Origin of the sequence: Sideroxydans sp. CL21, assembly GCF_902459525.1 — a bacterium.
Classification (GTDB): domain Bacteria; phylum Pseudomonadota; class Gammaproteobacteria; order Burkholderiales; family Gallionellaceae; genus Sideroxyarcus.
This window is the reverse complement of record NZ_LR699166.1, coordinates 2,444,100-2,459,248: the sequence shown is the minus strand read 5'-3', so window position 1 is coordinate 2,459,248 and position 15,149 is coordinate 2,444,100. Positions and strand designations below refer to the sequence as shown.

The 15,149-nt window shown below is 55.2% G+C and carries 11 protein-coding genes; all 11 read left to right on the top strand.

Features of this window, described 5'->3' with window-relative positions; translation table 11 throughout:
• Positions 1–6 precede the first annotated feature (6 nt).
• The 11 genes from nuoG to hsdR all read left to right on the top strand — a co-directional run bounded on the left by nuoG (position 7) and on the right by hsdR (position 15,142).
• Positions 7–2,313 carry an NADH-quinone oxidoreductase subunit NuoG gene (gene nuoG, locus QOY30_RS11405; protein ID WP_283744742.1) on the top strand — a complete coding sequence of 769 codons (2,307 nt, stop codon included), beginning with the start codon at positions 7–9 and terminating at the stop codon, positions 2,311–2,313.
• Positions 2,310–3,410, top strand: a complete 1,101-nt coding sequence (gene nuoH / locus QOY30_RS11400) for an NADH-quinone oxidoreductase subunit NuoH (protein WP_283744741.1) — start codon at positions 2,310–2,312, stop codon at positions 3,408–3,410. Before nuoG ends, nuoH begins: the two co-directional genes overlap by 4 nt.
• 17 nt (positions 3,411–3,427) lie before the next feature.
• Positions 3,428–3,916 (top strand): NADH-quinone oxidoreductase subunit NuoI, encoded by a 489-nt coding sequence (gene nuoI / locus QOY30_RS11395; protein ID WP_283744740.1) that lies wholly within the window; start codon positions 3,428–3,430, stop codon positions 3,914–3,916.
• Between the two features lie 112 nt (positions 3,917–4,028).
• Positions 4,029–4,676, top strand: a complete 648-nt coding sequence (locus tag QOY30_RS11390) for an NADH-quinone oxidoreductase subunit J (RefSeq protein ID WP_502958689.1) — start codon at positions 4,029–4,031, stop codon at positions 4,674–4,676.
• A gap of 15 nt (positions 4,677–4,691) precedes the next feature.
• The gene (gene nuoK, locus QOY30_RS11385; protein ID WP_283744739.1) at positions 4,692–5,003 is read left to right on the top strand and encodes an NADH-quinone oxidoreductase subunit NuoK; all 312 of its coding nucleotides are present in this window, start codon (positions 4,692–4,694) and stop codon (positions 5,001–5,003) included.
• 5 nt (positions 5,004–5,008) lie between these two features.
• Positions 5,009–7,009, top strand: a complete 2,001-nt coding sequence (gene nuoL, locus QOY30_RS11380; RefSeq protein WP_283744738.1) for an NADH-quinone oxidoreductase subunit L — start codon at positions 5,009–5,011, stop codon at positions 7,007–7,009.
• Between the two features lie 32 nt (positions 7,010–7,041).
• The gene (locus tag QOY30_RS11375) at positions 7,042–8,535 is read left to right on the top strand and encodes an NADH-quinone oxidoreductase subunit M (protein WP_283744737.1); all 1,494 of its coding nucleotides are present in this window, start codon (positions 7,042–7,044) and stop codon (positions 8,533–8,535) included.
• Between the two features lie 7 nt (positions 8,536–8,542).
• Positions 8,543–9,991 carry an NADH-quinone oxidoreductase subunit NuoN gene (nuoN, locus tag QOY30_RS11370; protein ID WP_283744736.1) on the top strand — a complete coding sequence of 483 codons (1,449 nt, stop codon included), beginning with the start codon at positions 8,543–8,545 and terminating at the stop codon, positions 9,989–9,991.
• A 64-nt stretch (positions 9,992–10,055) separates the two neighbouring features.
• Entirely contained in the window at positions 10,056–10,607 is a 552-nt protein-coding gene (locus QOY30_RS11365) for an NUDIX domain-containing protein (protein WP_283744735.1), read from the top strand.
• 164 nt (positions 10,608–10,771) lie between these two features.
• Positions 10,772–11,974 (top strand): ammonium transporter, encoded by a 1,203-nt coding sequence (locus QOY30_RS11360; RefSeq protein WP_283744734.1) that lies wholly within the window; start codon positions 10,772–10,774, stop codon positions 11,972–11,974.
• 693 nt (positions 11,975–12,667) lie between these two features.
• Positions 12,668–15,142 (top strand): EcoAI/FtnUII family type I restriction enzme subunit R, encoded by a 2,475-nt coding sequence (gene hsdR / locus QOY30_RS11355; protein ID WP_283744733.1) that lies wholly within the window; start codon positions 12,668–12,670, stop codon positions 15,140–15,142.
• Positions 15,143–15,149 lie beyond the last annotated feature (7 nt).

Below are 15,149 nucleotides of genomic sequence, written 5' to 3'. Positions count from 1 at the left end.
TGAGCAATGATCAATATTGAAATTGACGGCAAGCAGATACAGACTGAAAACGGTTCGACCGTGATCGAGGCCGCGCATTCAGCCGGCATCACCATCCCGCATTTCTGCTACCACAAGAAACTTTCCATCGCTGCCAATTGCCGCATGTGCCTGGTGCAAGTGGAGAAGGCGCCGAAGCCGTTACCCGCCTGTGCCACACCGGTGGCCGAAGGCATGAAGGTGTTCACACATTCCGAGCAGGCAGTGAAAGCGCAAAAAGGCGTGATGGAATTCCTGCTGATAAATCATCCGCTGGATTGCCCGATCTGCGACCAGGGCGGCGAGTGCACGCTGCAGGACATGTCGATTGGATACGGTGGCGGACATTCCCGCTATCACGAAGAAAAACGCATGGTGCTGAGCAAGGATATCGGCCCGCTGGTGTCGGCGGAAGAAATGAGCCGCTGTATCAACTGTACCCGTTGCGTTCGTTTCGGTCAGGAGATCGGCGGTCAGATGGAATTGGGGCAGGCGTTCCGCGGCGAGCACGCCGAGATCATGTCCTTCGTCACCGGTGCCGTGAATTCGGAATTGTCCGGCAACATGATCGACCTGTGTCCGGTTGGCGCATTGACCAGCAAGCCGTTCCGCTACAAGGCGCGTTCCTGGGAATTGTCGCGCCGCCGTTCTGTGAGCGCGCATGACAGTCTTGGTTCGGGACTTGCGGTGCAAACCAAGAACAACCTCGTCATGCGCGTATTGCCCATCGAGAATGATGACATCAACGAATGCTGGCTGTCGGACAGGGATCGTTTCGCCTATGAAGGCCTGAATACCAGTGACCGCCTGACCAAGCCGATGATCAAGCAGGATGGCAAGTGGCTGGAAGTGGAATGGCAAGTCGCGCTGGAATACGCGGCGAATGGTTTGCGTCAAATTTCAGAAGAAGCGGGGGCTGAGCAGGTTGGGGCGCTGGCAACAGCCAACTCCACACTGGAAGAACTCTACCTGCTGCAAAAACTCGTGCGCGGCATAGGCAGCCAGAACGTGGATTTCCGCCTGCGCCAATCCGATTTCAGTAACGACGGCAAACAGCAGGGTGCGCCCTGGCTGGGCATGTCTGTCGCCGATGTCAGTCGCGCCGATCGTTTCCTGATCGTCGGCAGCTTCCTGCGCAAGGATCATCCCTTGCTGGCTGCCCGTATAAGGCTGGTCGTGAAAAAGGGTGCGCAAGTCAATATCATTCATTCCGCCGACGACGACCTGTTAATGAAGGTGGCGAACAGGACCATCGTTGCACCGGATTCCATGGTCGAAATGTTGACCCAGGTTTCCAAGGCGCTAACAGCAGAGAAGCAAGGTCAGAGCGCGAGCGGAGAAGCGGGGGCGATTGCCAAGAGTTTGGCCAGCGGCCAACGTGTGGCTGTATTCCTCGGCAATTTCGCGCAACAGCATCCGCAAGCTGCACAACTGCAGGCATTGGCGCAACAGATCGCGGCACTGAGCAACGGCAAGTTCGGTTTCCTCGGCGAAGCTGCGAACAGCGTCGGCGGATATCTGGCGCAAGCCACGCCTGGCGCCAAAGGATTGAATGCGGCTTCCATGCTGGCATCACCGCGCAAGGCTTATATATTGCTGAACGTGGAGCCGGAGCTGGATTGTGCCGACCCGCAACAAGCCATCGGAGCTATCAAGTCTGCCGACACCGTGATCGTGCTGTCTGCCTACAAGCACCGTGCAACGGAATACGCCGACGTGCTGCTGCCCATCGCGCCGTTCACCGAGACATCAGGCACTTTTGTCAGCAGCGAAGGCCGCGTGCAAAGTTTCAAGGGAGCAGTCAAGCCGCTGGGCGAAGCGCGTCCGGCGTGGAAGGTGTTGCGCGTGCTGGGCAATCTGCTGAAGGTGGAAGGTTTCGATCAGGACACATCGGAAGCGGTGCGCGACGAAGCACTGAAAGATATAGATGTTGCCGCCAAATTGAACAATGCCATCGGCGGAGTCGAGGTCAAAGTTGCACCGGCCGCAAATGGCCTGCAGCGCGTGAGCGACGTGCCGATCTACGCGACGGATGCCGTCGTGCGCCGTTCCGCCCCCCTGCAAGCCACTGCGGATGCTGCAATGCCGCAGGCATGGCTGCATAGTGACGAACTGAAGAAACTTGGCGTACAAGCCGGTACAACCGTCAAGATCAGCCAGGGGCTGGGTAGTGCAAACCTGGTGGCTGCTGCGGACGATAAATTGCCCAGGGGCGTGGTGCGTGTGGCGGCGGGCCACGCCGCGACTGCGGCGCTGGGTGCGATGTTTGGAACGATTACCGTGGAGCGTGCATGATGGAAGCCCAGATCCTGCAATTCTTTCAATGGTTCTGGAACCAGTTCGGACTCTGGGATGTATTGTGGAGCTACATCGGGCCGGTGTGGCCGGTGATATGGACGGTGGTGAAGATAGTCGCCATCGTTGCGCCCGTCATGATCGGCGTGGCTTACTTCACGTTGGCCGAGCGCAAGGTGTTGGGTTTCATGCAGGTACGGCCCGGCCCCAACCGTGTGGGCTGGTGGGGGCTGTTGCAACCGATTGCGGATGGCGTCAAGTTGTTGTGCAAGGAAATCATCATTCCGACCCGCGCCAACAAATTCCTGTTCCTGTTGGCGCCGGTATTGTCGCTTTCGACTGCACTGGCGGCATGGGCAGTCGTGCCTTTCGGCGATGAATTGACTCTGGCGAACGTGAATGCGGGATTGCTCTACCTGCTGACGATGACCTCGCTTGGCGTGTACGGCATCATCATCGCCGGTTGGTCGTCCAACTCCAAATATGCCTTCCTCGGCGCCTTGCGTTCCGCCGCACAGATCGTTTCGTATGAGCTGGCCATGGGCTTTGCATTGGTGTGTGTGTTGCTGGCTGCACAGAGCATGAATCTGGGTGATATCGTGCGCGGGCAGGGCGGCGGCTACGGTCTGTTCCACTGGTATTTCATTCCGCTGTTCCCGATGTTCGTGGTGTATTTCATTGCGGGTGTGGCCGAGACCAACCGCGCACCGTTCGACATGGCAGAAGGGGAGTCCGAAATTGTGGCCGGTTTCCACGTGGAATATTCCGGCATGGGCTTTGCGATCTTCTTCCTGGCCGAATACGCCAACATGATATTGATCGCGGCGTTGGCCACCGTATTGTTCCTTGGCGGCTGGCTCAATCCGTTCCATAACTGGCCGGTATTGGGTGAGTTCACCGATCATATTCCCGGCTTGTTCTGGATGATCGGCAAGATGTTCGTCTTCATGTTCATGTTCCTGTGGTTCCGCGCGACGTTCCCGCGCTATCGCTACGACCAGCTGATGCGCCTGGGCTGGAAAGTATTCATCCCCCTCACGCTGGTCTGGGTGGTCGTGGTGGCCGCGTGGATGCAGACGCCGTATTGGTTGTGGTAAGCAAGCGAGGATAGAAAATGAAAAACCTCATTAATTTTTTCAAGAGTTTTTTGCTGCTCGAGTTCCTCAAGGGTTTCTCGGTGACCGGGCATTATTTTTTCGCGCGCCATATCACCGTGGAGTATCCGGAGGAAAAGACGCCGCAAAGTTTCCGCTTCCGCGGTTTGCACGCGCAACGCCGCTATCCCAATGGCGAGGAGCGCTGCATCGGCTGCAAACTGTGCGAAGCCGTATGTCCGGCACTTGCCATCAAGATTGAAGTGGCCGAGCGTGAAGACGGTACGCGCCGCACTACGCAATACGATATCGACCTGGTCAAATGCATTTTCTGCGGCTTCTGCGAAGAATCCTGCCCGGTGGATGCGATCGTCGAAACGCGCATATACGAGTACCACGGCGAGAAGCGCGGCGACCTGTATTACACCAAGCCCATGCTGCTGGCAGTGGGCGACAAATATGAAGCGCAGATCGCCAAGGATCGGGCTGCCGATGCCAAATACAGATAAGGGATAAGAGGGAAGGGAGAAGGGTGAAAAACGAAAGACGCAAAGTGGTGCCGGGGTCACACCCTTCTCCCTTTACCCTTCCCCCTTCCCAGAACCATTAAAGGGCTTATTGATGATGAATGTCGAGACATTGTTCTACCTGTTTGCCGCCGTGACCGTCTTCGCGGCGCTGCGCGTGATCACCTCGCGCAACCCGCTGCATGCAGTGTTGTTTCTGGTGCTGGCCTTTATCAGCTGCGCGGGCATCTGGATGTTGCTTGAGGCCGAGTTCCTCGCCATTGCGCTGGTGCTGGTGTATGTCGGCGCGGTGATGGTGTTGTTCCTGTTTGTGGTGATGATGCTGGATATCAATATCGAGAAGTTGCGCCTGGGTTTCTGGCGCTGGCTGCCGGTGGGACTCTTGCTTGCGGGACTGATCGGGGTGCAGATGGTGTGGGTGCTGGGAGCGAAAGAAACCTCCGCCGGGATGACCGCCGTCAAACATGCCGCCGATTACAGCAATACCAAAGAATTGGGCCGTCTGATCTATACCGATTATGTCTATCCCTTCGAGCTGGCAGCGGTGCTTTTGCTGATAGCGATGATCGCCGCGATCGCGCTGACTTTGCGCAAACGTCGCGATACCAAGAGGCAGAACATCGGCGAGCAGATCAAGGTTAGAAGGCAGGATCGAGTGCGCATCGTTTCCGTACCGTCCGCACACAAAGCGGGTACGGAGAAAAGCTCGGCCGCGCTGCCGAACGGCCATACTGCAGATTAAAGCAAAGGGGGGAATATGTTGAATCTGGGTCTGTCGCATTATCTGGTGTTGAGCGCAGTGCTGTTCGCCATCAGCGTGGTTGGCATCTTCCTGAACCGCAAGAACCTGATCGTGCTGCTGATGGCGATCGAGTTGATGTTGCTGGCGGTGAACACCAATTTCATCGCCTTCTCCCATTACCTGAACGATCCGGCGGGTCAGGTGTTCGTATTCTTTATCCTCACCGTGGCGGCGGCAGAAGCGGCCATCGGTCTGGCAATCCTGGTGGTGCTGTTCCGTAACCTGCACACTATCAATGTGGATGAACTCGGCAGCTTGAAAGGTTGATGCGCATGGAAATGCAGAGTCTATATTTACTGGTTCCCCTGGCCCCGCTGGTCGGCGCCCTTGCTGCCGGACTGTTCGGCAACGTGCTGGGGCGTGCGTGGTCTCACCGGATCACGATCGCGCTGGTCGCCGTGTCATTCTTTGCCTCGCTGGCGATCTACCAGGATGTGATGGCAGGCCACTTGTTCAACGGCACGGTGTACAAGTGGATGTCTTCCGACATTACCAGCTTCGAAGTCGGATTCCTGATCGACCGGTTGACCGTGATGATGATGCTGGTCGTGACCTTCGTCTCGCTCATGGTGCACATCTACACCATCGGATACATGGCAGAAGATGCCGGCTACCAGCGTTTCTTCAGCTACATTTCGCTGTTCACCTTCTCCATGCTGATGCTGGTGATGGCCAACAACTTCATGCAGCTGTTCTTCGGCTGGGAAGCGGTGGGCCTGGTGTCCTATTTGCTGATCGGCTTCTGGTACACACGCCCCACGGCGATCTACGCCAACCTGAAGGCGTTCCTGGTCAACCGCGTCGGCGACTTCGGTTTCCTGCTCGGCATCGGATTGGTACTGAGGGTGTTCGGTACGCTGGACTACCAGTCCGTCTTCGCCAATGCGCACAATTATGTCAACGATATGGCGCCCATCCCCGGTATCTCGGTGGGGCTGCTGACCGCAATCTGCATCCTGCTGTTCATCGGCGCGATGGGCAAGAGCGCGCAGTTTCCCTTGCATGTGTGGCTGCCCGATTCGATGGAAGGCCCGACCCCGATCTCCGCCCTGATTCACGCGGCGACCATGGTGACCGCCGGTATCTTCATGGTGGCGCGCATGTCGCCGCTGTTCGAGCTGTCCGATACGGCCTTGTCCTTCGTGATGATCATCGGCGCGATCACCGCGCTGTTCATGGGCTTTCTCGGCATCATCCAGAACGACATCAAACGCGTGGTCGCATACTCCACCCTTTCGCAACTCGGTTACATGACTGTGGCGCTCGGTGCATCGGCGTATTCCGCCGCTGTATTCCACCTGATGACGCACGCCTTCTTCAAGGCGCTGCTGTTCCTGGCTGCAGGCTCGGTCATCATGGCCATGCACCACGATCAGGACATACGCAACATGGGTGGTCTGCGCAAATACATGCCGATCACCTGGATCACTTCGTTGATCGGTTCATTGGCATTGATCGGGACACCGTTCTTCTCCGGCTTTTATTCCAAGGACAGCATCATCGAAGCAGTCGGCAAGTCGACCTTGTTCGGTTCCGGATTTGCTTATTTTGCCGTAGTGGCGGGGGTGTTCGTCACTGCCTTCTATTCCTTCCGCATGTACTTCCTCGTGTTCCATGGCGAGGAGCGTTTTGGCAAAGAACATCATGGTCATGACAGCCATAGCCACGACGAACATCACGGTCTGGCACCGGGACAAAAACCGCACGAAACGTCGTGGGTAGTGACGTTGCCGCTGATATTGCTTGCCATCCCGTCCGTATTGATCGGCTTCATCACGATAGAACCGATGTTGTTCGGCGATTATTTCCTTGATGCCATCTATATCGGCTCCAACCATCATGCGCTGGTTGAGATGCGTGAAGAGTTCCACGGTGCTTTTGCCATGGCGCTGCATGCACTGGTTTCCTTGCCGTTCTGGCTTGCATTGGCGGGAGCAGGGAGCGCATGGTTCATGTATCTGAAGCGCCCCGATATTCCAGCGGCGATCAAGCAGAGGTTTTCAGCAATTTATACGTTGCTGGACAAAAAATACTACTGCGACATCTTCAACGATTGGTTCTTCGCGGGCGGCGCACGCGGTGCAAGCCGCCTGTTGTGGAAGTTCGGCGACGTGAAACTGATCGACGGATTCTTCGTGAACGGCTCGGCCAAAGTGGTTGGCATGTTCTCCGGCGTGCTACGCGGTTTCCAGACCGGCTATGTCTATCACTACGCATTCTGGATGATCATCGGCGTTTCCGCACTGCTGACAGTGCGGACATGGTTCGAATAAGGCAACACTAGAGAAGAGCTGAAGGAACAAGCATGATTTTCGGATATCCACTGTTAAGCGCTGCCATTTGGTTGCCCATCCTTTTCGGTTTGCTGGTGTTGGCTACCGGCAACGACCGCAATGCAAAAATGGCGCGTACCATCGCTTTGGTTGGCGCAATCCTGAGCTTCCTGATTACGATCCCGCTATATACCGGATTCGACCGCATGACCAGTGACATGCAGTTCGTCGAAATGAAAGACTGGGTCGCGCGTTTCAACATTCATTACCACCTTGGCGTGGACGGCATCTCGGTATTGTTCGTTCTGCTCAACAGTTTTTTCACGCCGCTGGTAGTAATTGCCGGCTGGAAGGTCATCGAAAAGCGCGTGTCGCAATACATGGCGGCGTTCCTGATCATGTCCGGTTTGGTCAATGGCGTGTTCGTCGCGCTGGATGCGATGCTGTTCTACGTGTTCTGGGAAGCGATGCTGATTCCGATGTTCATCATCATCGGCGTGTGGGGCGGACCTAACCGCGTGTATGCCGCACTCAAGTTTTTTCTCTACACCTTGCTCGGCTCGTTGTTGATGCTGGTTGCTTTGCTTTATCTGTACCATCAGTCCGGCGGCAGTTTCGAGATTCTGGACTTCCACCGTATGGCCATGCCATCGATGACCGCACAGATTCTGGTATTCATCGCCTTCTTCATGGCGTTCTCGGTGAAAGTGCCGATGTTTCCGGTACACACCTGGTTGCCGGATGCCCACGTTGAAGCACCTACCGGCGGTTCCGTCGTGCTGGCAGCGATCATGCTGAAAGTCGGTGCTTACGGCTTTATTCGTTTCTCCCTGCCCATTGTGCCGGATGCCAGCCACTATCTGGCACCGGTGATGATCACGCTGTCGCTGATTGCGGTGGTATATATCGGACTGGTTGCGCTCACCCAGTCGGACATGAAGAAGCTGGTTGCTTATTCTTCCATTTCGCACATGGGTTTCGTTACCCTGGGCTTTTTCATTTTCAATGCCTACGGGATGGAAGGCGCATTGTTGCAGATGATCTCGCACGGATTCGTGGCGGGCGCGCTGTTCCTGTGTATCGGCGTGTTGTATGACCGCGTGCACTCGCGCCAGATCGTCGATTACGGTGGTGTCGCAAAGAAAATGCCGATATTCGCCGCATTCTTCATGCTGTTTTCCATGGCCAACAGCGGTTTGCCGGGCACCAGCGGATTCGTGGGTGAATTCATGGTGATCATGGGGGCGGTGAAAGCCAACTTCTGGTATGCCTTCCTCGCGGCCAGCACACTGATCTTTGGCGCGGCCTATACGCTATGGATGTACAAGCGCGTGATTTTCGGTGCCATTACCAACGACCATGTCGCACACCTGCGCGACATCGGGGGGCGCGAGAAACTCGTCTTCGTCTTGCTGACGGTCGCTGTGTTGGGCATGGGTTTGTATCCCTTGCCGTTCGCCGACATCATGCATACAACGGTGAACGATCTGCTGGTGCATCTGGCTACTCCCAAAGTTTTGAATTGAGGAAAACATGAATCTTCTCTCCTCCCTGTCCCCGGCCTACGCAGAGATATTCCTGCTTGTGATGGTGTGCACAATCCTCATCGCGGATCTGTTCATCGTGAATCAAACCAAGACAATCACTTACCTGCTGGTGCAACTCACCTTGCTGGGTTGCTCGCTGATCACAGTATCGACGCATGAGGACGGCATCGTCCATATGTTCCACCATATGTTCGTGGATGATCTCATGTCGGACGTACTCAAGCTGCTGACCTACCTGTCGGTCTCCATGATGCTGGTGTATTCGCGCAGCTATCTGATGGCGCGCGGATTGTTCACCGGCGAGTTCCTGGCGCTGGTCCTGTTTGCCACACTGGGCATGATGGTGATGATATCCGCCAGCAACTTTCTCTCACTGTATCTCGGTTTGGAAGTGCTTGCATTGAGCCTGTATACCCTGGTTGCTTTGCAACGCGACTCGGCAGTCGCCACCGAATCGGCGATGAAATACTTCATCCTCGGCGCGATGGCCTCCGGTTTCCTGCTCTATGGCATGTCCATGCTTTATGGCGCGACCGGCTCGCTGGATGTGAACCGCATTGCCGAAGTCATACACCAGGGCACGGCGAACAAGGCGCTGCTTGTGTTCGGCCTGGCCTTCATCGTGGCAGGATTGGCGTTCAAGATTGGCGCTGTTCCCTTCCATATGTGGGTGCCCGATGTATATCAGGGCGCGCCTACCGCGATGACGATGTTCATCGGCTCCGCACCCAAACTGGCGGCCTTCGCTTTCATCATGCGCCTTCTGGTAGAAGCGCTGCAACCGCTGATGATCGACTGGTCCGGGATGTTGATGATCCTGGCCGTGCTGTCGATGGCCGTGGGGAATATCACCGCCATCGCGCAGACCAACCTCAAGCGCATGTTCGCGTATTCGACCATCGCCCACATGGGTTTCCTGCTCATCGGCGTGTTGAGCGGAACGCTTGAAGGTTACGGTTCCTCCATGTTCTATGCTGTGGTCTATGTGCTGATGAGCCTGGGCGGTTTCGGCATGATCATGCTGTTGTCGCGCGAAGGTTTCGAGGCGGACAATCTCAACGACTTCAAGGGACTCAACCAGCGCAGCCCGTGGCTTGCGTTCATGATGCTGCTGCTGATGTTCTCCATGGCCGGTGTACCGCCGACGGTCGGGTTCTACGCCAAGTTCTCAGTGCTGAACGCGGCAGTTCAGACCGGACATCTCCCGCTGGTCGTGATGGCTGTGCTGTTCTCGCTGATCGGTGCCTTCTACTACCTGCGTATCGTCAAGCTGATGTATTTCGACGCGCCGGAGAGCCACGAGAAACTCTACATCCAGCCGGACAGCAGCCTGCTCATTTCCATCAACGGATTGGCGGTGCTGGCACTTGGCATGCTACCCAATACACTGATGTCTGTGTGTGCCGTCTCGGTGCAGCAATCGTTGCTGCACTGATTGATAACATGTTTTGAATAAACACTCCCGCCACGGCGGGAGTGTTCGTTTGAGGAGAATGAATATGGATCTGACCGAGAAACAACTCGATAGCCAAGTGATGTACAACGGCGGTTTCATTGAAGTACTCAAGGATACTGTGCTGTTGCCGGACGGCAGCAAGAGCTCGCGCGAGTACATCACCCATCCCGGCGCCGTGGCGATGCTTGCCATGCTGGATAACGGCAATCTGGTAATGGAGCGACAGTTTCGCTATCCCCTGCATCGCGAATTTATCGAACTGCCCGCCGGCAAGATCGACGGCGGTGAAGACATCCTCGTCACCGCCCAGCGCGAACTGCTGGAAGAGACCGGCTACGTGGCGAGCGAATGGATACATCTCACCACAGCCTGGCCGTGCATCGGCTATTCCGACGAGCGTATGGAGTATTTTCTTGCGCGCGGATTGAAGCATGTGGGCAGCAAGCTGGACGAGGGGGAATTCCTTGAAGTGTTCGAACTTTCCCTGGATGAAGCTATCGAGTGGATACGGCTAGGCAAGATCACCGATAGCAAAACGATCGTCGGACTGTTCTGGCTGGAAAAAGCATTAAATGGGTGCTGGCCTGCACCATAGTAAGGCGCCAATGTGGTGCATTAATAATTTAATGGCACCAAGATGGTGAATTTATTTTCCTCGAATATTCACTTAAAAATAAAAAAACTATATAAATCAATATATGATTTGTCTGGCACAAGGCTTGCTCGCGTTCCTCCGGATTGCACTTATTTGGAGAGATGATGGAAAACCTGAAGGTCGGAACGGATGCATTATTTATCTTGTTGGGCGCGATAATGGTGCTGGCAATGCACGCTGGGTTCGCATTTCTGGAACTCGGTACCGTACGGAAAAAGAATCAGGTCAACGCATTGGTGAAGATACTTTCCGATTTCGCCATTTCGACACTGGCGTATTTCTTTATCGGTTACAGCATAGCTTACGGTGTCAATTTTTTTTCGGGTGCGGAAGAACTGGCCCAGAAGAACGGGTATGAGCTGGTCAAGTTTTTCTTCCTGCTCACATTCGCAGCTGCCATTCCAGCCATCGTATCCGGCGGCGTGGCCGAGCGAGCGCGTTTCAATCCCATGCTCGCCGCTACTTTCGTGCTGGTCGGCTTCGTCTACCCCTTCTTTGAAGGCATCGCCTGGAACCATCGCTTCGGTGTTCAAAATTGGTTGAATGCCAGCTTCGGTGCGGAATTCCACGATTTCGCAGGGTCAGTGGTCGTGCATGCCGTCGGCGGCTGGATAGGCTTGGCAGCCGTGCTGATGCTCGGTTCGCGCCATGGGCGTTACAACAAGGATGGCCGCATCTCCGCTCATCCTCCTTCCAGCATTCCCTTTCTGGCGCTCGGTGCATGGGTGCTGACTGTGGGCTGGTTCGGCTTCAATGTCATGTCGGCACAGACCATAGACAAGATCAGCGGCCTGGTCGCCGTGAATTCCCTGATGGCAATGGTTGGCGGCACACTGGTCGCCTTGTGGGCTGGCAGAAACGACCCGGGCTTTGTGCATAACGGCCCACTCGCAGGGCTGGTGGCGGTGTGCGCGGGTTCCGATTTGATGCACCCTCTTGGTGCTTTAATCACCGGCGGTGTGGCAGGTGGATTGTTTGTCTGGATGTTCACTCTCACACAGAACCGCTGGAAGATCGACGACGTACTCGGTGTATGGCCATTGCATGGGCTTTGCGGCGCATGGGGCGGCATCGCTGCAGGTATCTTTGGTGCAAAAGCACTGGGCGGAATCGGCGGGGTGAGCATCATGTCGCAACTCATCGGCACCATTCTTGGAATAGCCATCGCATTGATCGGCGGTTTTGTCGTGTATGGCGTGCTGAAAAAAACCATCGGCATCCGTCTCACTCAGGAAGAGGAATTCAACGGTGCCGACCTGAGTATCCACAAGATCACCGCCACGGCGGAGCGCGAGTCGGGTTGGTAAGTATTGGTGATGATGGGAAACAATAAAGTCTGTCGGGTTGTAATTAAGTCTGTCGGGATAAGCTAGTCAGTTTCAACTGGATATTGAGAAATCGACTACCTTTATTAATTGGGAAATATGGAGATAAACAATGAGTGGTTATGTCGGGTTGGTCTTGCTGTGGGTTTGGGTGTTTGGATTTCTTGGAACTCTAATCTACTTGCACAAGAAAAAGTATTTCCCGAAAGACAGTGGAGAAAAAATACTGACTCACGGGCATTGATAAAAATGAGCACAGCGATCAGGTCGCTGTGCTCATTTTCTATGGGGTATCCGTAATCAGCGGTTGATAATGAATTTTTAGATGAAATTCAAGCTGAAACCAGATCGTATTTGGTGGTTGATTTGGAATTGTGATGATCGTTTCAAATCGACCGAAGCAGACCGTCAAGAGTATTTCAAGGAGGGCTCACTCCTCGGCCTGAGCGAACGCAGGTGATTTCCTGAAAATGAAGTCGGCGCGGCCTGCTGCGAGGTCCGCTCCCAACTTATTAGGACAAACACTAAAATCCTTTCGGTCATAAATTTCCACCATCAAGATCAAACCAGTAAGTGATAATCAGTGTTATCACTAGTTATCCTTGTGTATCAAGTGAATGGTAAACTCCGTTCTCAAGAACAATCCACGGTCTGCATGCTGCCGACAAACCATACATGGATAAACGGGACTTATCAGAGCGCGACATCTGTACCAAGTTCATTACTCCGGCTATTCAGCAAGCGGGGTGGCAACAGCACCAATTTCGAGAGGAAGTGCAGCTCACAGACGGTCGCGTCATGGTGCGAGGTAAATTGGCTGCGCGCATCAAGAATCCCGATGCCAAAGGCGGGCCGAAGCGTGCCGACTTTGTGCTTTACGCAAGCCCCAACGTTCCTATCGCGGTAGTCGAAGCCAAGCAGGCAAAATTTCAGGTGGGACAAGGCATGCCGCAGGCATTGCTGTATGCCGAAATGCTGGATGCCCCCTTTGCGCTCAGCAGCAACGGCGAAGGCTTTCTGCTGCATGACCGCACCGGCCTGACGCAGCCGGTTGAGCGCGAGCTACAACTCGGCGAATTCCCCTCACTGGCCGATCTCTGGCCCTTGTATCAGCAGTGGAAAGGGTTAGCAGCCCCCGCCGCCGTTCAACTCATCGAGCAACCATATCACACGGACGGTAGCGGTCGCGAGCCGCGCTATTACCAGCGCGTGGCGATTAACCGCGCCATTGAAGCCATCGCCAAGGGGCAGCAACGCGTGCTGCTGGTCATGGCGACCGGCACCGGAAAGACCTATACCGCGTTCCAGATCATCTGGCGACTGTGGAAAGCAAAATCCAAAAAACGCATCCTGTTTCTGGCTGATCGCAACATTCTGGTTGACCAAACCATACAGCAGGACTTTGCCCCCTTTGGCGAAGTGATGCACAAGGTCACCAATCGCGAGGTCAAGAAAAACTACGAGATATATCTGGCGCTTTACCAGGCTGTGACCGGCAAGGAAGAGTGGAAGCAAATTTACCGGCAGTTTCCGGAAGACTTCTTCGATCTGGTCGTCATTGACGAATGCCATCGCGGCAGCGCCGCCGAAGATTCCGCCTGGCGCGAAGTGCTCGACTACTTCAGCAGCGCCACCCATCTGGGTCTGACTGCCACGCCCAAAGAGAAGACGCAGTTTGATAAGAAAAAGCAAGTGCGGGTCATTGAAGATCCCGAATTCAACTACAAGTATTTCGGCGAACCCATCTACACCTATTCGCTCAAGCAAGGTATCGAGGACGGCTTCCTTGCTCCCTACAAAGTCATTCGCATCGCTACCGATGTCGATGCGCTGGGCTACACCCCCGAAAAAGGCAAGATCGACAAGCTCGGGCAAGTGGTTGAACAACGCCAGTACAACACCAAAGATTTTGACCGCAATCTTGTTTTGGAAAAGCGCACCCAGCTTGTTGCCAGCAAGATTTGGGAATACCTCAAAGCCACCGACCCCATGGCAAAAACCATCGTCTTCTGCGACGACCAGGACCACGCGGAGCGCATGCGCCAGGAGCTGGTCAAGTTGATCCCCGCTGCGGCCAGCAATCGCCGTTACGTTATGCGCATCACCGGCGACGACAGCGAAGGCAAAGCGCAGCTCTCCTACTTCATCGACAACGACGAACCTTATCCCGTCATTGCCACCACATCCAAGTTATTGACCACGGGCGTAGATGCCAAGACCTGCAAGCTCATCGTGCTCGATCAAAACATCAACTCGATGACCGAGTTCAAGCAAATCATCGGACGCGGCACCCGCCTGCGCGAGGACTACCAGAAGCTCTATTTCACCATCATGGATTTCAAGGGCGCGACGCGCCTGTTTGCCGATCCGGACTTTGATGGCGAACCCGTGGTGATCTACGAACCCAAGCCCGATGAGCCAGTCGTACCGCCGGACATCACCAACCCGCCCGGATTCAACGAGCCGGAACCGACACCTTATGACATAAGCGACACGGAAGGAGACGATACCGAACCCGGCGATGACGAAGGTGGCGACGGAGGAAAAGGTCGAATCAAATATGTCATCGGCGACGTGAACGTGCGCTTGGCGGTGGAGCGTTCGCAATACCTCGATGCCGACGGCAAGCTCATCACCGAAGACTACCGCGTCCTGCTCAAGGACGGCATCAAGAAAGCCTTGCAAGCCGAGTTCGGCAATCTCACCGATTTCCTGCGCCGCTGGAACACTGCCGAACGCAAACAAGCTGTGTTGGAGGTACTGGCTGAACACGGCGTACCGCTGGAAATACTGCAACAAGCCGTGGCCAATGGAAGCGAACTGGACGCCTTCGATCTCGTTGCCCATGTCGCCTTCGACCAAAAGCCGCTCACCCGCCGTGAGCGCGCCAACAACGTCAAAAAGCGCAACGTGTTCGGCAAATACGGCGAGCAAGCGCGCGCAGTGCTTGAAGCCCTGCTCGAAAAATTCGCCGACCACGGCGTGCAAGACATCGAAGATGCCAAAGTGCTGGAACTGCCGCCCTTCGACCAGTTTGGCAGCAAGACACAAATACGGCGCGGCATCTTTGGCGGTGTCGAGCAATACACCCAAGCCGTGCATGAACTGGAGCAAGCGCTCTACGACACGCCGGATCAAAAACAAGCCTGACCCAAGA

What these genes read in the sequence shown, in the direction of transcription:
- nuoN (WP_283744736.1), top strand. Translation starts at nt 8,543, where the DNA reads ATGAATCTTCTCTCCTCCCTGTCCCCGGCCTACGCAGAGATATTCCTG.
- nuoI (WP_283744740.1), top strand. Translation starts at nt 3,428, where the DNA reads ATGAAAAACCTCATTAATTTTTTCAAGAGTTTTTTGCTGCTCGAGTTC.
- QOY30_RS11365 (WP_283744735.1), top strand. Translation starts at nt 10,056, where the DNA reads ATGGATCTGACCGAGAAACAACTCGATAGCCAAGTGATGTACAACGGC.
- nuoG (WP_283744742.1), top strand. Translation starts at nt 7, where the DNA reads ATGATCAATATTGAAATTGACGGCAAGCAGATACAGACTGAAAACGGT.
- QOY30_RS11360 (WP_283744734.1), top strand. Translation starts at nt 10,772, where the DNA reads ATGGAAAACCTGAAGGTCGGAACGGATGCATTATTTATCTTGTTGGGC.
- nuoK (WP_283744739.1), top strand. Translation starts at nt 4,692, where the DNA reads ATGTTGAATCTGGGTCTGTCGCATTATCTGGTGTTGAGCGCAGTGCTG.
- hsdR (WP_283744733.1), top strand. Translation starts at nt 12,668, where the DNA reads ATGGATAAACGGGACTTATCAGAGCGCGACATCTGTACCAAGTTCATT.
- QOY30_RS11390 (WP_502958689.1), top strand. Translation starts at nt 4,029, where the DNA reads ATGATGAATGTCGAGACATTGTTCTACCTGTTTGCCGCCGTGACCGTC.
- nuoH (WP_283744741.1), top strand. Translation starts at nt 2,310, where the DNA reads ATGATGGAAGCCCAGATCCTGCAATTCTTTCAATGGTTCTGGAACCAG.
- QOY30_RS11375 (WP_283744737.1), top strand. Translation starts at nt 7,042, where the DNA reads ATGATTTTCGGATATCCACTGTTAAGCGCTGCCATTTGGTTGCCCATC.
- nuoL (WP_283744738.1), top strand. Translation starts at nt 5,009, where the DNA reads ATGGAAATGCAGAGTCTATATTTACTGGTTCCCCTGGCCCCGCTGGTC.